Below are 19,026 nucleotides of genomic sequence, written 5' to 3'. Positions count from 1 at the left end.
GCCCGGCTGTGGAGCCGGACTGGATCAGGGCGGTTTAGTAAGCCAGGGAGCGGTCGAGCGCTTCGAGGATCTTGTCGATATCCGGCAAGTAGTCCTCTTCAACCTTGGCCACGGGATACGGCATGTGGAAACCGCCAACGCGGATCACAGGGGCTTCAAGGTGCAGGAACGCCCGTTCGCTGATCCGGGCGGCGATTTCTCCGCCGATGCCACCGAACGTGGGTGCTTCGTGGGCGACGATCAGCCGGCCGGTCTTCTTGACCGACGCCTCAACGGTGTCGAAATCCACAGGCGAGATGGAACGGAGGTCGATGACCTCGATGCTGCGTCCATCCTCAATTGCGGCGTTTGCTGCAGCAAGGGCAACCGGAACCAACGGCCCGTAAGCCACAATCGTGGCGTCCGTCCCTTCACGGACCACGTGTGCTTTGAACGGGTCTTCTGAGAGACCGGCATTCTCAACATCCACCTCGCCTTTGAGCCAGTAGCGGCGCTTGGGCTCGAAGAAGATCACGGGGTCCTGGCACTCAATAGCCTTCTGAATCATCCAATAAGCATCGTGCGCATTGGACGGCGAAATGATACGGAGGCCAGCTGTGTGGGCGAACAACGCTTCCGGGGATTCGGAGTGATGCTCGATGGAACCGATGCCGCCACCGTACGGGATCCGAATAACCACAGGAACAGTCAGACGGCCATGGCTGCGGGCATGGATCTTGGCCAACTGCGTGGTGATCTGGTTGAAAGCCGGATAGACGAAGCCATCAAACTGGATCTCGCACACCGGAAAGTAGCCACGCAAAGCGAGCCCAATAGCGGTACCAACAATGCCGGACTCAGCCAGCGGGCTATCGACGACCCGGTCCGCCCCGAATTCCTTGATCAGGCCGTCCGTCACCCGGTAAACACCACCGAGGTGCCCGATGTCCTCGCCCATCAAGAGGGACTTGGGGTTGCTATTCAGCGATGCGCGGAGACCTTCGTTGATGGCCTTTGCAATGGTCATTGTTGCCATCAGTTAGCTGCCTCCTGGTCGGCTTCGAAGCCTGCCGAATATTCTTCGAACCACGCCTGTTCCTCCGCAATCAGCGGGTGTGCTTCGGCGTAGACGTTGGCGAAGGAATCCCGGATGTCCGGCACCTCAAGGCCATGCGTAGTGCTGCGGACATACTTGGCCAGCTCATCGCCGTCGGCCTGCACCTGTTCGAAGAAGGCCTCATCGGCGAGCCCCTCAGTCCGCAGGTATTTCTCCAAACGCTCCAGCGGATCCTTCTCACGCCACGCGGCTTCTTCGGCCAGTTCGCGGTACTTGGTGGGGTCGTCCGCTGTGGTGTGTGCGCCAACCCGGTAGGTGTAAGCCTCGATGAGCACCGGGCCCCTGCCTTCACGGGCATGCTCAAGGGCCCATTCAGTGACGGCGTGGACGGCAATGACGTCGTTTCCGTCCACACGGATTCCCGGGAAACCGTAGCCCTTGGCGCGGTTGGCCAACGGGACCTTGGTCTGGACTTCGGTAGGCACGGAGATGGCCCAGTGATTGTTCTGGCAGAAGAAGACAACCGGGGCATCGTAGGAGGCTGCGAAAACCATCGATTCGTGGACGTCGCCTTCGGAGCTGGCGCCGTCACCGAAGTAGGCAATCACCGCAGCCTTGGGATCATTGGAATCACCGGCAACCGCGAGCTTCTGGTCCCGCTGGATGCCCATGGCGTAGCCCACGGCGTGAAGCGTTTGGGCGGCCAGGACCAGGGTGTAGAGGTGGAAGTTGTTCCCCCGCGGGTCCCAGCCTCCGTTGGAGACTCCGCGGAATTGTTTCAACAATTCAGCCAGGTCCACGTTTCGCACCAGTGCGACACCGTGTTCACGATAAGTGGGGAAAATGTAGTCCTGCGGCTGGCTGGCGTGGGCCGAGCCTATCTGGGCGGCCTCCTGACCGGTCAGGGGCACCCACAGTGCGAGTTCGCCTTGGCGCTGCAGAGCAGTGGCTTCCTGGTCAAACCGGCGGATTCTGGCCATGTCGGCATAAAAGACGCGGAGCTTTTCGGGGTCTATCCGCTTGGCATAGTCAGAGAAGACGGGATCGGTGCCTAGCTTTCCGTCAGGGCCGAGCAACTGGACCATCTCTACGGGTTCACCCGAGGCAGCTACAGCCGCTGAGGTTGCCGCCAGAGTTTCATCGGTCCCGGGGGGCAGTTGTGTCGAGCCCATTCCGTCTCCTTGCTTGCCGCAGCTAGTGCCGGGCAATGTCTGTCGCTGGGATATATGCCCATTCCGGAATGCATTCCGGAATGGGCATATATTTTGGCTTTCGTCCTTACTTTATCGGCAGTAAGTAGCGTAGGCGCATTTGTTAACCGCTAGGAACTGTGCGGAGCCTTTGTATAACCTGCACAGAGTTTCAGGAACCGCGTATTGGCTTCCACTTCGCCGATGCTGACCCGCACTCCCTCGTTTCCGAAGGCCCGGACAGACAAGGCCTGCTCGGCTGCCAACGCCGCAAACTCGCCACTGTTCGCACCCAGGTTCAACCAAACGAAGTTCCCTTGGGCTTCCGGCACGAACCATCCGAGATCGCGAAGACCCGAAGTGACGCGGTCTCTCTCGTCCACCAGGCTTTGTACCCTTTCGACAACCTGGTCGAAATTCTCAAGGGATGTAATCGCGGCGCGCTCTGCAATTTGCGAAACGGCGAAAGGTGTAGCCGTGACGCGAAGGTGCTGGGTGAGCTGCGGGCCGGAAACGCTGTAGCCAACGCGCAGTCCCGCCAGCCCGTGGGCTTTGGAGAAAGTCCTCAGCACAACGACATTGGGGTATTTCCGGTAGAGCTTGATCCCGTCCACAGCAGCCTGGTCGCGGACGAATTCCTGGTACGCCTCATCGATGACCACCACCACGTTGGGTGGCACCGACTGGATGAAACGCTCCGTTTCCTCAGCCGTGAGGATGGGTCCCGTGGGGTTGTTCGGGGTGCAGAGCAAGATCACCTTGGTGCGCACCGTCACCGCTGCGGCCATGGTTTCGAGATCGTGACGGCCATCCGGAAGCAACGGGATCTGCACGCTGGCCGCCCCGGCAAGGCCCACACAAATGGGGTAAGCCTCGAAGGAGCGCCAGGCGTAGATCACCTCGTCCGACTTGCCGTCATCATTCTGGCCCGCAAAAGTGGCAAGAATCTGGTTGAGTGCGCCGAGGCTTCCTGCACCGGTGACGACGTCGTCAGCGGGGACGTCCAGGAAGCCAGCCAAAGCATTGCGCAATTTGGTTGCCAGGGGGTCTGGGTATCGGTTGATGTCAGTCTGGTCTGCGATGGCCTGCAACACTGCAGGGATCGGAGGCAGCGGGTTTTCATTGGACGACAATTTGTAGCTGGTGAGGCCCTCAATCGCAGCGGGGGGTTTACCAGCCGCGTACTTGGGGAGCCTGTCCACGACCGGTCGAGGGAGTACGCCCTCCGGTGCGTTGTCAGTAGTAGTCATGGATTCAAGCCTACTTGTACCCCTGCGGCGTTTGGGTGTTCTCCCGCCAACCTTCGTCCTTCCCAAGTTCCCTCTCCTAGTGATGTCCCAGCGGAGCCACAGACGAGTGTGAAAGCATGGGCGCATGGGTTCATTCATAGTTCGCGTCCTGATCAATGGCCTGGCCCTGTGGGTCGCCAGCTGGCTGTTGGAGGGACTGGAGATATCCTCCTCCGCCACTGAAAAGGCGGCAGCCAACGCGGGGATCACTGAAGGCGCGGATGCAGCAGGCATCGTCTTGGCTTACCTCTTTATCGGCCTGATTTTTGGAGTGGTCAACGCGTTCGTGCGCCCGCTGGTGAAGATTCTGTCCCTCCCTGTGACGATCCTGACCCTGGGCCTGTTTACGATCATCATCAATGCGGCAATGCTGTACCTGACAGCGTGGCTGAGCAGCTTTACGCCTGTGCACCTCACCATTGACTCGTTCTTCTGGACAGCCATCCTTGCCTCAATCATCATCAGCATCATCAGCCTGGTTGCCGGACTCATCCCAGGCGCCCGCAAACGCTAGAAGCAGTTCCCGTCGCTCGCGCTCCCGGCACCGTTTGGGCTGCACCCACCATCGCGCTGGACTTACCGCGCCCCGGCCACGGATCGTGTCTCTGGAAGATTGGGATTACGAAGGGCCGGCCTCTTGTCCGGCAAGGGTTCCCGTTCCAGTTTGAAATGCGTTACCTTCGCCGCCCCGCCCACACCAACAACACCAGCGAACGCCGCGGTCGAAGCTACAAGCGAGGCATCCCGACTCGCCATGATCAATTCGGCACCTGCCGCGTAGTTCTCCAGGCGGTGACCGGGCCCCAGGCCTGGGTCCTCCCCCTCGGGTGTTTTGACGTCATTGTTCAGCGTGACCGTGACCCTGTCCTTGGTATCCGGGTTCACGCGGCCATCCGAACCCGGGACCCAGTCCTGGACGTGCTCCAGGTGCAACGCAGCAATTCCCGGTTCCGAGCTAATGCCGCCAGCAGGGGCTCCAGCCGTGAGGACATACCTGAGGTCGAATTCGCTGAGGAATGCCTTGTTCCGGCTGAGGTTCATGGCGTGTGCCCCTCCTTGGCTATGCCCGACTGCTACCACCTGCTCGCCGGCTTCAGCTCCGGCTTCCCTCAACGCCTGACCAATAGCAGGCACCACTTCTTCCGAGTCATAACCGAGGGCTTCACCAACGCCGGGAATATCGAAAGGATTGGTATCTGGTGCTTCGGGTTGTGTTCCCGGAATCAACACCATCCACGAGGACGAGCCATCGTGGTCGAGCTGGATGATCTCAATCTCTCCATCGCCCCGGGCATGGAGTTGCTCGAGTCGCCGGATGCTTTGCGCCATGGATGGATCCACTTGCTCGATCGACTCGTCGATCTTCTCGATGCTCACCGGGCGCGGCCTCAGTCCGGGGACGACGGGTGACTGCAGAAGCCCACGCATGACGTCCCCCGCATCCATGCCCGGTGGAATGATGCTTGTGACCACGTTTTGCGTGATGTCCGGGCCAGGTACCCAGGGAGCACCTGACATCTTCATCTCATCAAGCCTCAACATCCGCGGGAACAGATTCTTGACCTCTGTTTGCACGTAATCGTGATGGCTGGACCGCACACTCGAGCTGACACCAACCAATTCCTGCCGTACTCTGCCTACCTCTTGACCACTTATGGCCACCGCATCGATCGCGGCGCACCCCGAGGCGTACGAGTCGAAGAGGTAGGACCCCAAATCTGCCTTCACCCGGCGGGCTTCCGCTTCCACACCAACTAACTGTTGGACCAACTCGTCAAGCAGTGCCGCTCCACGCAGGAGCTCTTCCAACTGGCAGGATATTCCGCCCACTCCGCCACGAATGCCAAGGATCCCATCGGGGGCGGGCGCCGAAGGTTGGGGGGCTGAACCCGCACCAACAGGAGCAACATCAGCCATCAGTTGCCCCTCCCACCGGAGACAGCTACGTTCTGGGAATGACGGAGAATGGAGGCAGCAGCGACGTCCAATGATTCCCGTGCACGCATTAACGCCGACGCGTGAAGGGCAATAGTTGTCCTGTATGCACTTCCGGCGGGAGACTGCCACTCCTCCAACTGGGTCCGCCGCAAGGATGCCAGCACTGCATCCGTCTGGTCCACGCACGACTTCATACGCCAAGCGAGCCTCTGGACCTCGTGGCTGCGCGAGGCACACTCCAGGGGATCGAAGGTGGGTGGGGTGGCTGCAGGCATCAGGCCGACGCTCATGTCCGTGTACTCCATTGATTGTTCTGCTGATCGGTAGGTACGACGCTACGGAGCCCGGGAACCGGGCGGAAGTGCCGCCGTCGGCTATGTGGATAACGCGCACGGCTGTCCACATAGCGCAGTCATCAACTCGGGCGCCTCCAAGGAACATGAAAGAATAGGCACCATGGCTGAATCCCCTCGCGTGTCCCTCGCTTCCGAACCCCTCGCTCTTGGCGCCCTCGATGGCCGGTACCGTGCCGCCGTCGCGCCCCTCGTTGACTACTTGTCCGAGGCCGCATTGAACCGCGATCGCGTTCACGTTGAGGTTGAGTGGCTGATCCACCTGACCAGCCAGTCTGTGCTGCCTGGCGCGGGTCCCCTGACGGACGAGCAGGTTTCGCAGCTCCGTGCCATCGTCACCGAATTCAACGCCGCATCGGTCGACGAACTCGCCGAGATCGAGGCCGTCACCGTCCACGACGTCAAGGCAGTGGAGTACTACATCGGCCGCCGGCTGCCTGCGATTGGCATCGAAAACCTGACAGCCATGGTCCACTTCGGCTGCACGTCGGAGGACATCAACAACCTCTCTTACGCCGTTGGTATCAAGGGCGCCGTAGAAAATGTCTGGCTCCCCAACGCCACCGCACTGGTCCAGCAAATCGAGGCCATGGCCGAAGCCAACCGCTCCGTGCCCATGCTGTCCCGCACACATGGCCAGCCCGCCACGCCCACCACACTCGGCAAGGAACTGGCTGTCATCGCGCACCGCCTGAACCGCCAGCTGGCACGGATCGCCAAGACCGAATACCTCGGCAAGATCAACGGTGCCACTGGCACATACGCCGCACACGTTGCTTCCGTCCCGAGTGCCGACTGGGAAGCTGTTGCCAGGACCTTCGTCGAAGGACTGGGGCTCACCTGGAACCCGCTCACCACGCAGATCGAAAGCCACGATTGGCAGGCGGAGCTCTACGCCGATATTGCCCGCTTCAACCGCATCCTGCACAACGTCTGCACGGACATCTGGAGCTACATCTCCATCGGATACTTCCGGCAGATTCCTGTAGCTGGTGCCACCGGGTCCTCCACGATGCCGCACAAGGTCAATCCGATCCGCTTCGAAAACGCCGAGGCCAACCTGGAGATCTCCAACGGCCTGCTGGACACTCTGGGCGCAACCTTGGTTACTTCCCGCTGGCAGCGCGACCTCACGGACTCCTCGTCACAGCGCAACATCGGCGTCGCCTTTGGTCACTCCCTGCTGGCAATCTCCAATGTCGCCAAGGGTCTCAAGGCCCTGGACGTCGCCGAGGAAGTCCTTGCGGGTGACCTCGACACCAACTGGGAGGTCCTGGGCGAAGCCATCCAAATGGTCATGCGTGCAGAGGCCATTGCCGGTGTGGAAGGCATGGAAAACCCCTACGAGCGCCTGAAGGATCTCACCCGGGGGCAGCGCGTGGACGGCGCCAGGATGCAGGAGTTCGTGCAGGGGCTCGGCCTGTCCGCCGACGCCGAAGCCCGCCTGCTCGCCCTCACCCCGGGCAAGTACACCGGCATCGCTGACAAATTGGTGGACCACCTGAAGTAGCAACAAAGGCTGAAATAGCAACAAACGCTGGACGACGGCGGGCCGGGGCTGGATGCCCAGGCCCGCCGTCGGCGTTTAACCAGGCCCGCCGTCGGCGTTTAAACTAGTGGGCACCCGGCGCGTTCCCGCCCGCTTTGTCACCGGGGCATGCCCTTCCATGTGCGGAGAAACGGCGTGTCGGGGCGTTCGCTTGCGTTAGCCGCTGATTGGCTGGAAGCAACTGGGCAGGAACGCACCGGGCAGGAACGCACTGGGCAGGAACGCATGGCCAAGACAGCAACGACGTAAGGAGCGGAGCACCCATGAAGCTCCTACTGATCAGGCACGGACAGACCCCCGGCAACGTGGCGGGCCAACTGGATACTGCCTTTCCCGGCCCGGGATTGACGGAACTCGGCGAGCGGCAAGCGGCCGCGCTCCCGGAGGCTCTGGCGGACGAGTCCATTCAGGCCCTCTACACTTCCACCCTGCTCCGGACCCAGCGGACGGTGATACCGCTCGCCGCCGCCACGGGACTGGAACCGGAAATCCTGGACGGCGTCCATGAGATTGAGGCAGGAGCCTTGGAGAAGAAGACGGATCATGAATCGCATATGCGGTACATGAGCACGGTGTTCGCTTGGTCTGACGGCGACCTCGACGTTCGCATGCCGGGCGCTTTCAACGGCCATGACTTCTTTGCCCGCTTCGATGCCTCCGTGGAAAAGGTTGCGGCCGCAGGACATTCGACCGCCGCCATCGTCAGTCACGGTGCCGCCATACGCTGTTGGGCGGGCCGCAGGGCAGAGGATATCGACACCCTCTTCGCTGAGACCCATCAATTGCCCAATACCGGAATCGTGGCACTCGAAGGTGACCCGGAATCAGGGTGGCGGGTCCTGCATTGGGACCAGATTCCAGTGGGTGGCCTGGCATTGGCAGACCAGACGGCCGAGGACCCAACAGGCGAGGCGCTCTAAGCATGTTGTGAGGCCTGTTCTGCGCGCCAAATTCCCACGGGAAGGCGCAGAGCGGGCCCCGCAACTCAGGAAATTCAGCAATTCTCCCGAAGCTTACGCGCAGGAAACACGGCGGTAACCACAGCTTCCTAGGCTTAAGACGCATAAACACCTCAGCGAAACCAAGCGAAATGAGGCATCGATGCAGACCAACCCCCGGCTCAATATCCGGCAGGTCACCTGGGCGAACCCGGTAGGCGCTGACCTCCGCGCCGCGCAACAGGCCGAACTGGACGCCCGGTTCGGAACCACGGATCACGAGCCCGGTCCCCCGCCCTCGGAAGCTGACACGGCCGTTTTTGTTGTGGCTTACGAGAAATGCTCCGGACAGCCGCTCGGATGCGGCGGCCTGAGGATGTTGGACGAGAAGACAGCTGAAATCAAGCGACTGTACGTGGTGCCCTACGCACGCGGATCAGGAGTTGCAAGCTCCATTCTGGCCGCACTCGAAGCACAGGCCCACTCACACGGCTTCAGCGTCATCGCAGCTGAGGCTGGATCAGCGCAGTCTGATGGACGAAGCTTCTATGTAAGCGCCGGATTCGCCGAAGTTCCCAATTTTGGACCGTACATCGGCGTAAATGGGTCTTACTGCTACTCCAAGCGGATCAACTCCCACAGCGCCTCCCACACGGCGATGGCGTAAACACCTGAGCCCCGGCAGCAACCAAGCGTCGCGCAACATCAAGCACACGCTGCGGTAGTCGGATAATCTCGGAAAATGGAAAAAGCAGACATCACCTTCCGCACGCGTAAATGGGTGCGGCCCGAGGACCTCAATGCCAACGGCACACTCTTCGGTGGAAGCCTGCTGAAGTGGATCGATGAAGAGGCAGCGATCTACGCCATCCTCCAGTTGGGCAATGGCCGCGCGGTCACCAAGTACATCTCCGAAATCAACTTCGTGAGCTCAGCCGTTCAGGGCGACCTCATCGAAATGGGCCTGACGGCCAAACGCTTCGGGCGCACGTCCTTGACCATGCGCGCCGAGGTCCGGAACATGATCACCCGGCAGAGCATCCTGACCATCGAGGAAATCGTGTTCGTGAACATGGGCGCTGATGGCCGCCCGCAGCCGCACGGCTACACGGAAATCACGTATGATCGCGACCGCATCCCCACGCACCACCTCACGGAGACCCTGCACGAGGACTGAACCACCCGGCGTCGTACGCGCACCGAGCCAGGGCTCCCGCCCAGTTACCTCCCCCGGAGCCCTGAATGCCACCTGTCCAGGCCTAAGTTCGCCCTGGAATCCCGCGGAACCCCGTTAGGTCTGCGGGATGGAGTACGCAGTAAGTGGGCAGGAACGTCGGATCGTCCGCGTTAACGGGTGCTGGCGGCCGCGGGAACGCGGCCGCCAGCCTATGTTTTCCGGTGACGGGAGTGAGTGTCACCGGAACCTATGGGGCGCCTGATTCAGAAAATCAGCGCCGATCGAACGTCAGCCCGCCGGGCACCTGGAACGTCGGCATGAGCTCAAGCATGCCCACGTTGACGTGGCGCGGCGTTTCGATCGCGTAATCCAGGGCATTGACGATGTCGTCGGTGGTCAGCGACTCATAGCCCTCGTAGTAGGTCTTCCAGGCTTCTTCCATGGCCTCGGGCGTACCGCCCATGTTGCGCCCGAAGATCTCGGTTTCCACCCGTCCCGGGCAGATCTCGGTAACGCGGATCCGCTTACCCACGGTGTCGTTTCGGAGTTGGCGGGAGATTTGGTGCACGGCCGCCTTCGTGGCGTGATAGACGGTGTGGCCGTAGAAGTTGTAGACGCCGGCAATCGAGCTGATGTTGATGACGTGCCCAAGATCGCGCTCCACCATACCGGGCAGGACCAGGCGCGTGAGCTGCAGCAGGCCGCGGAGGTTCACGTCCACGAGCTCGTCGATGTCCTCCTCGGACGAGTCCAGGATGTTGCCCGGCCGGGACACTCCGGCGCAGTTCACCAGGACGTCCACCTTGAGTCCGCTCACGACGGCGGCCAGCGCGGTGGTGTCGGTCAGGTCCACCACATGCGGGACTGCTCCGGTGCGGTCGGCCAGTTCCGCAAGGCGTTCCTCGTTGCGGGCCACGGCGTGGACGGTCAGGCCGCGCTTGGCGAGGCGTTCAGCGATGGCTGCACCCATACCGGTCGAAGCTCCGGTGACGAGGGCGGTGGTGTAGTCGGAAAAAGACATTGGTCCTCCAAAAGGTGGGGATTGGTAGGGGCTCTTACGTCCAGCCATGTGGCCGGACGTAAGAGCCGGAGGTCAGTGATGGCTAGGCGTCGCGCAGCGGTTCGTGGGCGCGGTCCTTGACGGTGCTGACGGCGATCAGCGTGCCCAAGGCCGTGATCACTGCGTAGAAGGCCGGCATGTAGATGTTCCCCGTGGATGAAATCAACCAGGTCATGAGCAATGGAGCCGTGCCGCCGAACAGCGCAGAGGAGATGTTGTAGCCAAGGCCGTAAGCGGAGTAGCGGACCCGGGTGGGGAACAGTTCAACGATGAGGATGTGGATGACGGCGGTGTGGCCGGCGAAAACGACTGCCATGATGCAGGCGCCGAGGATTGCGAGGCCCATTTCACCGGTTGCAATGAGGGCGTAAGAGGGGATGCCGAGGACAGCCATGGCGATTGCGGATCCGGCGATGACCTTCTTGCGTCCAACACGGTCCGAGAGGGCACCCATGAAGGGGATGGCGATGCAGATGACCACCAGGCTGCAGGCAGTGACCAGAAGGGCTTGGCCGATAGTGAAGTTCAGCTGCTTGCCCTTGAGGAACGTGGGCATGTAGGAGAAGAGGACGTAGTAGCCGGAGCCGTTCATGAGCGGAATGAAGAGGGCCAGGAGCATGGCACGGCGGTGCTCGGCGGATTTGAAGGCTTCCTTCAGCGGGTTCTTGGAGAGTCCGCCCTCTTCCTTGAGCTTTACGAAGTTGGGGGTATCGGCGATGGCTTTGCGGATGTACCAGCCGATGATGCCCATGGGGATGGCAACGAGGAAGGGGATGCGCCATGCGAAGGAACCGAAGCCACCGCCGTCGATCGCTGCCTGGGTGAGCCACGGCGACATGGAGAACGCCACAAGGGTACCGGTGAGCAGTGCTGCGAAGGAGGCGATCTGGGCGTATGACGTGATGACACCGCGCTTGCCTTCAGGGGCGTGCTCGGCAAGGAAGGTCATGGCGCCGGCAGCTTCGCCACCAACGGAGAAGCCCTGCAGCATGCGCAGGAGCACCAGCAGGATCGGCGCGGCAATGCCAATGGCCGCATATGGCGGCAAGAGCCCGATGCCTGCCGTGGCAACACTGATCAGGAGGATCACAAAGACCAGTAGCTTTTGCCTACCGATCCGGTCTCCGAGGTAGCCACAAACAACAGCGCCGAGGGGTCGAACGAAGAACGAGACCGCGTAACCGGCAAACACGAAGAGCAGTGCATTGTCCGGGTTGCCGGGGGCCAGGAAGACCAGGGCCAGCGTTCCCGCCATGAAGGCGAAAATGCCGTTGTCGTAGAGTTCCACGAAGATGCCAACACAACCTGCGGTGACAACCTTGCGGGTTTGGCGGCCCGTGAGCCGCTCATGCTGCGCTGGCGCAGCGTTGGTGCTTGCGGTCATGACTTTTCCTTACTGAGATGAGCGTAGCAACGCCTACTGGTATGACGACAGGGTTTTTAGCTGCATGCCGCAACTGGTAGGTCCTGCCACTGGGGTCGGCATCCGATACCGAGAAGTCCGAAGACGGTGTTGACGGATTCGCGGAGGGTTTCCAGTTGGGCCCGCGAGCGCCTGTGAGCGGCAGTTGCTTCTGCCACTGTGGTTTTCCGAAAACGGACTTTGTCCCCTGGCCTTGCTTGGGCCAGGACATCCAGTCCGGTGCTGGTTGCTACTGCAAGTACGGGATACCCGGCGGTGACGCCTCGTCCCCGGTGCAGTACCAGCAACTCTTCCCGTGAGGGAACCTCGACGGCGCCCACTGGCACTCCGCGGGACAGCACCTCACCGCTGGAAGTTCTTTCGGGAAGTTCTCCGCCGAGCCGCAGGCCGATGTGGTTGCTCCGGCCACTGACGGCGTATTCCGAGGTGAAGAGCAGTTCACCGGATTCGCCAAATTCGGCGACATCCGGCCCATCGGTCACATCGACCAACAGATCTGTTCCCATGCTTGGCCGTTCAAGGCCCAGCCTGAAGAGTGGAAGGTCAAAGTACGGCTGGCGTACCGGGCCAACGCTCCTACGGGTGGGGAGCGTGGTTCCTTCCCGAAGCTGAAGTCCGAATCCCACCACGGTGTCCGGTGCGCAGCTGCCTAGCAGAGTTTCGGCTTCCAGCGAGCCGTGGATAGCCAGGTAGGCGCGGAGCCCGCGGTGGATTCCGCGGATGGACACTGTTTCTCCGGCACGCACCGAGACCGGTTCCCACTGACTGCACGGTCGTCCACCGACCGTGAGCGTGAGCGGGGCACCGGTGACGGCGATCAGGATGTCGGCGTCGGCCTTCATCCGAAAATCAAGGGCCGTGATCTCCACCAGGGGATCATTGTCCGGATTGCCGGCCAGGATATTGGCGGCGCGGGCCGAGTACTGGTCCAGGGCGCCGTTGACCGGAAGCCCGAAACGCGGTCCGCGGGTCCTGCCGAGGTCGGTGACCACGGAGTTGCCCGGCTGCTGGATCAGGATTGCCCCGCTCATGGCTGCACCTCCAACTCCAGTGGCTCCAATTCCACCCCAGCGAAGGTGTGGAAGTCCTCCGCGCGGATCTGGCGGAACCTGAGGATGTCGCCTGGCTTGTACGGGACCAGCGGTTCGCGCCGGATATTCAGTACGGACAACGGGGTCTGGCCGATGACGCACCAGCCGCCCGGGGCAACAGCAGGCGCGATAACTGCCTGGCGCCCGGCCACCGCCACGGCGCCCGCAGGCACGCTGAGCCGGGGATCCTTCAAACGCGGGACGGGCTTGGGGAACACGGGCCCGTCCATCATGGGCGAGCCCGCAGGCGCACCCAGGCAGCGGACTGTGTAGGTCTTTTCGGTGTGGAGGCGGATGACCTCGTCCACTGGGATGCCCTGGTGCTCAGCAACACGCACCAAATCCGGGCCGTATTCGCCGCCGTAAACCACGGGGACATCGAACTCCCGGGGCGCCCTCTGCGACCCGCCCGCGTGGGCGATCTCCAGGAGCCCGAGCTTGACGAACGCGCGAACCTGGCGGGCGGAAACCAGGATGGGATCGAACTCAACCAGCACGGAGTCGTACGTAGGAACCGCACCGTGAAGGCCCTCGGCGCCGCAGCTTTCCAGCCAGTCGGCCAAGCTGTGGACGGTCAGCCAGTTGTCTTCGCTGGCCTCCGAGATCGCCACGACGCGCAGCGCTGAGTCTCCTGACTCGTAGATCTCGGTCGGAGCCGTTGAGAGCACGGACATGTCAGGCCGCCTTCCTCATGGCGTCCATGACCTCGGCCAGCGGGGCGACGCGCACGCCGGCAGAGACGAGCTCCGAGCGGATCAGACGGGCAAGTTCCACCGCACCGGGGTTATCCCCGTGGAGGAGGACGGTGTCGACATCGATATCCATGTCCACGCCGTTGGCGCAGCGGATCTTGCCTTCGACAACCATGCGCAGGGTCCGCTCCACGATCTCTGCCGGTTCGTGCAAGACGGCGCCCGGCTGGCTCCGGGGAACCAACGTGCCGTCTTCCTGATAGCCACGGTCCACGATGCCAACGATTGCCACGTCCAGTCCCGCGTTGCGCGCTGCCCTGGCCAGTTCGCCTTGTTGCGCCACCACGATGAGCTCGTTGTCCACAGAGGCAGCGGCTTCCGCCACGGCCTGTGCATAGTCGGCGCGGACGGCCACGAGGTTGCCCAGCCGGCCGTGAGGAGCAATGTGGGTGACCTTGGTGCCTTGGAAGGCGGCAAAGCCGTTCAGGGCGCCGAGCTGGTAGAGCACATCGTTCTGTACTTCCTGAGCACTCAGGCCCATGTCACGGCGACCAAAGCCACGCAGGTCCGGGAAGCTCGGGTGGGCGCCGATGCCTACGCCGCGGCGAACGCATTCAGCAACAGTGGAGGCCATGATGTCGGGATCACCGGCGTGGAACCCGCATGCGATATTGGCACTTGTGACGATCTCCAGGAGCTCGGAATCGTCGCCAATGGTGTAGGCGCCGAATCCCTCCCCAAGATCCGCTACAAGATCAATTGTCGGGTTCACGTGGTTCTCTTTCCGTGGTTTTGCATTCAAGTCCGGGAAGGGCATAAATAATCCGCACGAGGATTAGTTGAATTCCCGGTAAATGTCTGACGCTTATGGATTCCAAAGCGTTGCCTGAAGTTCTTTCCAAAAGTCTCGCACCGGTCAACTATGTTGCACAAAGACCTAATAGCTATCCCGTGATAGCTCTCCGTTATGACCTGCACCACCCTGTACTGTGGCAGGGGTCCCAGTGCTGCCCCGGATAGAATTTCCTTATGGCATGCCACCCGGGGACGTGGCTCTCTAGGAAGGCAGATCATGGACACACGAAAGCTTTCATACTTCGTGCAGATCGTTGATTCGGGAAGCATTACCAAGGCCGCCGCCGCCCTGCACGTTGCCCAGCCTGCTCTCAGCCAGCAAGTATCCGCACTGGAGAACGACCTCAAACAGCGGCTCCTGATCCGGAGCAAGCAAGGTGTTGAGCCGACCGCAGCCGGGCATACGCTATACCGCCATGCCCAGTCGATCCTGCGCCTGGTTGAGCAGGCCCGGCAGGACGTTGCCACCTCCGGAGCTGCACCCTCCGGCAGGGTCTCCATCGCGATCGCGCCCTACAGCATGGCTTCCAGCCTGACGCCCCAGATCATCAGGGAAGTGGGACGGCGTTACCCGGATATCGTGGTCCACCTGACAGAGATTTTTGGCGGCGTGTTGAGCGAAGCCATCAAGAACGGCCGCCTCGACATGGCCCTCATCTACGAGCCCGGGAAGATCCGAGGGGTTCAGTTCACCACCATGATTGTTGAGGACCTGCACCTGGTGGTGCACCCGGACGTGGACCTCGCCCTCGGCAAAGACGGCAAGGACACCATCACGCTCGCGGAAGCGAGCACGGTGGGACTCTTCCTTCCGGAGAAGAACCACACCCTGCGGCAGCTCATTGAGAAAGGCCTGGCCGACCAGGACCTGCCGCTCCGCCTGGTGGGGGAAGTGGAGTCTGTCCCTTCGCTGATCCGGCTTATCCGAGCGAACCTGGGCGGCACTGTCCTACCCAAATCCGCTGCCGATGCCCTCTTCCCGGACCAGGATTTCAAGGTGTTGCGCATCATCGAGCCTGGCTTGCAGAGCAAGATCGCCCTTTGCACTCCGGACCACGAGCCGCTCTCCGAGGCTGCCTCCGCTGTGCTGCTGGTGGTCAAGGAGATGCTGCACCAACAACTGATCAACAAGTACGGAACCGACCCCGTGCAGCTACCGGCCCATCCATAACAAAGCCTTATCTGGACAGTCAGCTTTGGTCTTATTCAATGCCGTTTTAATTTCCTACTATCGAATTAGCAAGAAATTCGAAAGCAGCTCACGGATTCCGCGGGCAAGTTCAAAGGAATAAACGGTGAAAAAGATCAGCACGGCCGGATGGGTTTCCAATCCAACCCGCGGAACGATGAGCGCACGAACCGGATTTCACTGCCCACGGAATGGTTTTTGGCGTCCGATCGGTGGCATTGGTGAACCATTGTTCGTCTTCGAAGGAAGCCTGATGCCCGCCCACGCCGGCAGCAGCATCGAATGGCACCTCGTGGACACCCGCCCCGGACACTCCGGACTTGACTGACCCATCCGTCCCAGGCTTCCCGCGAAACCCGGCCAGCCGCCGTCGTACATCAACAAAAGCCGTAGCACCTTAAGGCGCCCTGCCACTGGCAAGGCGCCTTTATCATGCCCAAAAGAGTGCACACCAAAGGGCCGGCCGCAACGCCTTCCAAGACGCGCGACCGGCCCTGTGCGGACGGTTAGTCTTCGACCAGGAGGCCCTTCTCCTTGAGCTTCTCTGTCAGGCCGCAGAGCTCGATGGTGTTGCCGCCGTCGTGGTACAGCTTGATGAGTTCGCGCTCGTGGTCGTCGCGGGCCTGGGACAGTGCAATGACTTCCTCGGCCTCCTCACGACGGATAACCACCACGCCGTCGGCGTCACCGCGGAGGATGTCGCCGGGGTAGATGATTTCGTCGCCGAAGACGATGGGGTGGTTGATCGGGCCGAGGGTTTCCTTGACTGTGCCCTTGATGCTGACGCTGCCGGAGAACACGGGCAGGCCGAGTTCGATCAGGTCCTGGGTGTCGCGCACGCCGGAATCGGTGACCATCGCGGCGATGCCCTTTGCCTTCATGGCGTTGCCCAGGACGTCGCCGAACGTGCCGGCCTCGGTCATTTCCTGCGCCCCCACCAGGACGACGTCGCCTGCCTGGGCGTAGTGGATGGCGACCTGAAGCATGAGGTTGTCCTGCGGCGCACAAGCGACAGTAACGGCCGGGCCGCAGAAAGACATGGAACGGTCGATCGGTTTGATCCTGGAACTCAACGCGCCGCGGCGGCCCTGTGCTTCATGGATGGTCGCTGAGGAAAAGGCAGCGAGGCGGCTGACGACGTCGGCATCAGGGCGCTCGAACTTGGTCTTAACGTGGATCATTTGAGGGATCTTTCTGTGGGGCCTAGGACAGGGCGTTGACGGCGTCGCGGATTGAGTCCACGCCGGCGTTGATGGTCTCCAGCGAGGTGGCGAAGGAGATCCGGAAGTAAGGGCCCAAGCCGTAGGCCGAGCCCTGGATGACGGCCACGCGGGCCGCGTCCAGCAGGTAGAGCGTGAAGTCCTGGTCGTTCTCGATGACCTTGCCATCGGGTGCGGTTTTGCCGATAACGCCGCTGCAGTTCACGTACGCGTAGAAGGCGCCTTCGGCTGGAGCGACGGACAGTCCGTTGATGGCGTTGAGACCTTCGACGGCGGCGTCCCGGCGCTTGCGATACACCTCCACGCTGTCGCGGACGAAGGACTGGTCGCCGTTCAGCGCCGCTGTTGCTGCGGCCTGGCTGATGGACGAGGGGCACGAGGATGTCTGCGATTGCAGCTTGTTCATTGCCGCGATCAAGGGCGCCGGACCCACACCGTAGCCGAGCCGCCAGCCAGTCATGGCGTAAGCCTTCGAGACGCCGTTGACCAAGAGGATGCGCTCCTTGAGCGCCGGTGCGGCGGTGACCAGGCTGGTGACGCGGCCATCGCCGAAGTGGATTTCGTCGTAGATCTCGTCGGTGAGAATGAAGACATGCGGGTGCTCCTCAAGGACCGCCCCCAGTGCCCGCAGTTCCTCGCGTGAGTAGACGGCGCCGGTCGGGTTGGATGGCGCGTTGAGGATGAGCCATTTGGTCTTGGGGGTGATGGCCTGTTCCAGGGCAGCCGGCGTCAGCTTGAAGTCTTTGTCTTCGCCGCAAGGGACGATCACAGGCGTGCCGTCGTTGGCGAGGACCATATCCGGGTAGGACACCCAGTACGGCGCGGGGACGATCACTTCGTCGCCTTCGTTGAGCGAGGCCATTAGGGCAACGTAGAGGACCTGCTTGGCACCGCCGCCGATGGTCAGCTGATTGGGCTCATAGTGATGCCCGGTGTGGTTCTCGATCTTGCGGAGGATCGCGGTCTGCAGCTCGGGCGTACCGGTCACCGAGGTGTACTTGGTCTCGCCGGCGTTGATCGCTTCGATGGCGGCAGCCTTGATGTGCTCCGGGGTGTCGAAGTCCGGCTCGCCGACGGTCAGGTCGATGATCGGGATGCCTTCAGCTTTCAGTTCGCGGACGCGGGCGGCGGCGGCGACGCTCGCTGAGGACTTGATGCGGGTGACCCTCGACGCCGGCACGTAGTCGGACATGTCTCCTCCAGAAATGTGGAACTCAGGACGCGCGGATTCGCGTATCCCCTTTTTCGAGACTAGGGATCCGCGGGCGCTGTGGATAAGACCTAATGTGCGTGGATCAATAAGGGACTCTTATGACGCGCTTACATGCACTTTGCTTATGGGTTCACGCGGTATTGGTATTTCCTCCGGCGGCTGAAGGATGCCTAGATTCATAGCTCAGAAGTGTTCACCACTCGTCGGAAAGGAGCCCATGCGAGCCGCAACCGTTTCCGTTCAAGGCCGGTCAGCCACCGGCCGCTACACCTACCGGGCCAAGGCGTCACGGTCAGAAGCCCCGTCTCATGCAGCGGCCAAAGGTGAGCGCGCCAGGCTCGCCCATGCACTTGCAGCGCATCGCCAGCTCCTGTCCCATGCTTCCAGCGCCATCAGGACCCTGACCGCGGCGCGGAACGACATGATCGCCCAAGCCTTGGAAGACGGGCTGCCCTTGACCACAGTTGCCGCAGTCACCGGGGAGAACCTGCGGACTGTCCGGACCATCGGTTTGGCTTATGACGACCTCCACGCGAGCGGCGTCCCCCGCGATGCGCACGTGGCTAGGTTGAAGGCCAAGAGTGACGAATTGAAAGCAGCTGGACTACATCGTGACCGGATCACGGAGGCACGCGAGGCCCTGATCGTCATGGCTCTCCGCACCCGGGTTTTCGATGACCTCGGACTCGCCACGTTGACCGGGCTCACTCCTGACCACATCCGACGGGCATCCCGGGGCCTTGCCCGGTCGGCGTAGCGCGACGCTCCGTCGGAGTCCCACTGCCGGCCCGCTAACTGGGAAGGAACGTAAGC

General features: G+C 61.9%; 20 protein-coding genes. 8 read left to right on the top strand and 12 right to left on the bottom strand.

The window, feature by feature from the left end; genetic code table 11:
- Nucleotides 1–34: 34 nt before the first annotated feature.
- The 3 genes from AC6I97_RS03850 to AC6I97_RS03840 all read right to left on the bottom strand — a co-directional run bounded on the left by AC6I97_RS03850 (nucleotide 35) and on the right by AC6I97_RS03840 (nucleotide 3,476).
- Nucleotides 35–1,015: an alpha-ketoacid dehydrogenase subunit beta gene (locus AC6I97_RS03850; RefSeq protein ID WP_309928193.1), complete on the bottom strand. Its 981-nt coding sequence runs from the start codon at nucleotides 1,013–1,015 to the stop codon at nucleotides 35–37.
- Nucleotides 1,015–2,208, bottom strand: coding sequence for a pyruvate dehydrogenase (acetyl-transferring) E1 component subunit alpha (pdhA, locus tag AC6I97_RS03845; RefSeq protein WP_224093203.1), 1,194 nt, complete (start codon nucleotides 2,206–2,208; stop codon nucleotides 1,015–1,017). The genes AC6I97_RS03850 and pdhA overlap by 1 nt, the downstream gene beginning before the upstream one ends.
- Nucleotides 2,209–2,357: 149 nt before the next feature.
- A complete protein-coding gene (locus tag AC6I97_RS03840) occupies nucleotides 2,358–3,476 on the bottom strand; it encodes a histidinol-phosphate transaminase (RefSeq protein WP_224165719.1) in 1,119 nt (372 codons plus the stop codon).
- Between the two features lie 124 nt (nucleotides 3,477–3,600).
- Here AC6I97_RS03840 and AC6I97_RS03835 point away from each other — a divergent pair, with 124 nt between their 5' ends.
- Nucleotides 3,601–4,029: a phage holin family protein gene (locus tag AC6I97_RS03835; protein ID WP_224093193.1), complete on the top strand. Its 429-nt coding sequence runs from the start codon at nucleotides 3,601–3,603 to the stop codon at nucleotides 4,027–4,029.
- Between the two features lie 62 nt (nucleotides 4,030–4,091).
- On the opposite strand, the gene AC6I97_RS03830 is transcribed toward AC6I97_RS03835, so the two are convergent.
- Both AC6I97_RS03830 and AC6I97_RS03825 read right to left on the bottom strand, forming a co-directional pair.
- A complete protein-coding gene (locus AC6I97_RS03830; RefSeq protein ID WP_497944113.1) occupies nucleotides 4,092–5,432 on the bottom strand; it encodes a hypothetical protein in 1,341 nt (446 codons plus the stop codon).
- Complete coding sequence (locus AC6I97_RS03825; protein WP_497944112.1) at nucleotides 5,432–5,743, bottom strand: hypothetical protein; 312 nt, start codon at nucleotides 5,741–5,743, stop codon at nucleotides 5,432–5,434. Before AC6I97_RS03825 ends, AC6I97_RS03830 begins: the two co-directional genes overlap by 1 nt.
- 166 nt (nucleotides 5,744–5,909) lie before the next feature.
- Here AC6I97_RS03825 and purB point away from each other — a divergent pair, with 166 nt between their 5' ends.
- The 4 genes from purB to AC6I97_RS03805 all read left to right on the top strand — a co-directional run bounded on the left by purB (nucleotide 5,910) and on the right by AC6I97_RS03805 (nucleotide 9,470).
- Entirely contained in the window at nucleotides 5,910–7,316 is a 1,407-nt protein-coding gene (gene purB, locus AC6I97_RS03820) for an adenylosuccinate lyase (RefSeq protein ID WP_224165722.1), read from the top strand.
- A gap of 302 nt (nucleotides 7,317–7,618) precedes the next feature.
- Complete coding sequence (locus tag AC6I97_RS03815; protein ID WP_497944111.1) at nucleotides 7,619–8,275, top strand: histidine phosphatase family protein; 657 nt, start codon at nucleotides 7,619–7,621, stop codon at nucleotides 8,273–8,275.
- A gap of 181 nt (nucleotides 8,276–8,456) precedes the next feature.
- Nucleotides 8,457–8,960, top strand: a complete 504-nt coding sequence (locus AC6I97_RS03810) for a GNAT family N-acetyltransferase (protein ID WP_224093183.1) — start codon at nucleotides 8,457–8,459, stop codon at nucleotides 8,958–8,960.
- 75 nt (nucleotides 8,961–9,035) lie between these two features.
- A complete protein-coding gene (locus AC6I97_RS03805; protein ID WP_224093181.1) occupies nucleotides 9,036–9,470 on the top strand; it encodes an acyl-CoA thioesterase in 435 nt (144 codons plus the stop codon).
- A 271-nt stretch (nucleotides 9,471–9,741) separates the two neighbouring features.
- On the opposite strand, the gene AC6I97_RS03800 is transcribed toward AC6I97_RS03805, so the two are convergent.
- The 5 genes from AC6I97_RS03800 to AC6I97_RS03780 all read right to left on the bottom strand — a co-directional run bounded on the left by AC6I97_RS03800 (nucleotide 9,742) and on the right by AC6I97_RS03780 (nucleotide 14,508).
- On the bottom strand, nucleotides 9,742–10,491 hold the full coding sequence (locus AC6I97_RS03800) for an SDR family oxidoreductase (protein WP_224093172.1): 750 nt from the start codon (nucleotides 10,489–10,491) through the stop codon (nucleotides 9,742–9,744).
- A gap of 82 nt (nucleotides 10,492–10,573) precedes the next feature.
- A complete protein-coding gene (locus AC6I97_RS03795; protein ID WP_223934937.1) occupies nucleotides 10,574–11,914 on the bottom strand; it encodes an MFS transporter in 1,341 nt (446 codons plus the stop codon).
- Between the two features lie 56 nt (nucleotides 11,915–11,970).
- The gene (locus tag AC6I97_RS03790) at nucleotides 11,971–12,984 is read right to left on the bottom strand and encodes a 5-oxoprolinase subunit C family protein (protein WP_309928202.1); all 1,014 of its coding nucleotides are present in this window, start codon (nucleotides 12,982–12,984) and stop codon (nucleotides 11,971–11,973) included.
- Nucleotides 12,981–13,718, bottom strand: coding sequence for a 5-oxoprolinase subunit B family protein (locus AC6I97_RS03785; protein ID WP_497944110.1), 738 nt, complete (start codon nucleotides 13,716–13,718; stop codon nucleotides 12,981–12,983). Before AC6I97_RS03785 ends, AC6I97_RS03790 begins: the two co-directional genes overlap by 4 nt.
- Nucleotide 13,719: 1 nt before the next feature.
- A complete protein-coding gene (locus AC6I97_RS03780; RefSeq protein WP_497944109.1) occupies nucleotides 13,720–14,508 on the bottom strand; it encodes a LamB/YcsF family protein in 789 nt (262 codons plus the stop codon).
- Nucleotides 14,509–14,808: 300 nt separating this feature from the next.
- On the opposite strand from AC6I97_RS03780, the gene AC6I97_RS03775 reads away from it, so the two are divergent.
- Nucleotides 14,809–15,762 carry a LysR substrate-binding domain-containing protein gene (locus AC6I97_RS03775; RefSeq protein ID WP_224165727.1) on the top strand — a complete coding sequence of 318 codons (954 nt, stop codon included), beginning with the start codon at nucleotides 14,809–14,811 and terminating at the stop codon, nucleotides 15,760–15,762.
- Nucleotides 15,763–15,886: 124 nt separating this feature from the next.
- Nucleotides 15,887–16,108, top strand: a complete 222-nt coding sequence (locus tag AC6I97_RS03770; protein WP_224165728.1) for a hypothetical protein — start codon at nucleotides 15,887–15,889, stop codon at nucleotides 16,106–16,108.
- 178 nt (nucleotides 16,109–16,286) lie between these two features.
- On the opposite strand, the gene AC6I97_RS03765 is transcribed toward AC6I97_RS03770, so the two are convergent.
- Nucleotides 16,287–16,961: a 4-carboxy-4-hydroxy-2-oxoadipate aldolase/oxaloacetate decarboxylase gene (locus AC6I97_RS03765; protein ID WP_224165729.1), complete on the bottom strand. Its 675-nt coding sequence runs from the start codon at nucleotides 16,959–16,961 to the stop codon at nucleotides 16,287–16,289.
- A gap of 22 nt (nucleotides 16,962–16,983) precedes the next feature.
- Nucleotides 16,984–18,192, bottom strand: coding sequence for an aspartate transaminase (locus tag AC6I97_RS03760; RefSeq protein ID WP_497944108.1), 1,209 nt, complete (start codon nucleotides 18,190–18,192; stop codon nucleotides 16,984–16,986).
- A 238-nt stretch (nucleotides 18,193–18,430) separates the two neighbouring features.
- Between AC6I97_RS03760 and AC6I97_RS03755 the strand changes: the two genes are divergently transcribed.
- Nucleotides 18,431–18,970: a hypothetical protein gene (locus AC6I97_RS03755; protein WP_497944107.1), complete on the top strand. Its 540-nt coding sequence runs from the start codon at nucleotides 18,431–18,433 to the stop codon at nucleotides 18,968–18,970.
- Nucleotides 18,971–19,026 lie beyond the last annotated feature (56 nt).

The sequence above is a fragment of the Arthrobacter sp. TmtSoilC48 genome (assembly GCF_059739425.1).
The sequence above is the reverse complement of the archived record's forward strand: the minus strand, read 5'-3'. Positions and strand labels throughout refer to the sequence as shown.

Excerpts from the sequence above, each read along its gene's own strand:
- AC6I97_RS03850 (WP_309928193.1), bottom strand. The coding sequence starts at position 1,015 with ATGGCAACAATGACCATTGCAAAGGCCATCAACGAAGGTCTCCGCGCA.
- pdhA (WP_224093203.1), bottom strand. The coding sequence starts at position 2,208 with ATGGGCTCGACACAACTGCCCCCCGGGACCGATGAAACTCTGGCGGCA.
- AC6I97_RS03840 (WP_224165719.1), bottom strand. The coding sequence starts at position 3,476 with ATGACTACTACTGACAACGCACCGGAGGGCGTACTCCCTCGACCGGTC.
- AC6I97_RS03835 (WP_224093193.1), top strand. The coding sequence starts at position 3,601 with ATGGGTTCATTCATAGTTCGCGTCCTGATCAATGGCCTGGCCCTGTGG.
- AC6I97_RS03830 (WP_497944113.1), bottom strand. The coding sequence starts at position 5,432 with ATGGCTGATGTTGCTCCTGTTGGTGCGGGTTCAGCCCCCCAACCTTCG.
- AC6I97_RS03825 (WP_497944112.1), bottom strand. The coding sequence starts at position 5,743 with ATGAGCGTCGGCCTGATGCCTGCAGCCACCCCACCCACCTTCGATCCC.
- purB (WP_224165722.1), top strand. The coding sequence starts at position 5,910 with ATGGCTGAATCCCCTCGCGTGTCCCTCGCTTCCGAACCCCTCGCTCTT.
- AC6I97_RS03815 (WP_497944111.1), top strand. The coding sequence starts at position 7,619 with ATGAAGCTCCTACTGATCAGGCACGGACAGACCCCCGGCAACGTGGCG.
- AC6I97_RS03810 (WP_224093183.1), top strand. The coding sequence starts at position 8,457 with ATGCAGACCAACCCCCGGCTCAATATCCGGCAGGTCACCTGGGCGAAC.
- AC6I97_RS03805 (WP_224093181.1), top strand. The coding sequence starts at position 9,036 with ATGGAAAAAGCAGACATCACCTTCCGCACGCGTAAATGGGTGCGGCCC.
- AC6I97_RS03800 (WP_224093172.1), bottom strand. The coding sequence starts at position 10,491 with ATGTCTTTTTCCGACTACACCACCGCCCTCGTCACCGGAGCTTCGACC.
- AC6I97_RS03795 (WP_223934937.1), bottom strand. The coding sequence starts at position 11,914 with ATGACCGCAAGCACCAACGCTGCGCCAGCGCAGCATGAGCGGCTCACG.
- AC6I97_RS03790 (WP_309928202.1), bottom strand. The coding sequence starts at position 12,984 with ATGAGCGGGGCAATCCTGATCCAGCAGCCGGGCAACTCCGTGGTCACC.
- AC6I97_RS03785 (WP_497944110.1), bottom strand. The coding sequence starts at position 13,718 with ATGTCCGTGCTCTCAACGGCTCCGACCGAGATCTACGAGTCAGGAGAC.
- AC6I97_RS03775 (WP_224165727.1), top strand. The coding sequence starts at position 14,809 with ATGGACACACGAAAGCTTTCATACTTCGTGCAGATCGTTGATTCGGGA.
- AC6I97_RS03765 (WP_224165729.1), bottom strand. The coding sequence starts at position 16,961 with ATGATCCACGTTAAGACCAAGTTCGAGCGCCCTGATGCCGACGTCGTC.
- AC6I97_RS03760 (WP_497944108.1), bottom strand. The coding sequence starts at position 18,192 with ATGTCCGACTACGTGCCGGCGTCGAGGGTCACCCGCATCAAGTCCTCA.
- AC6I97_RS03755 (WP_497944107.1), top strand. The coding sequence starts at position 18,431 with ATGCGAGCCGCAACCGTTTCCGTTCAAGGCCGGTCAGCCACCGGCCGC.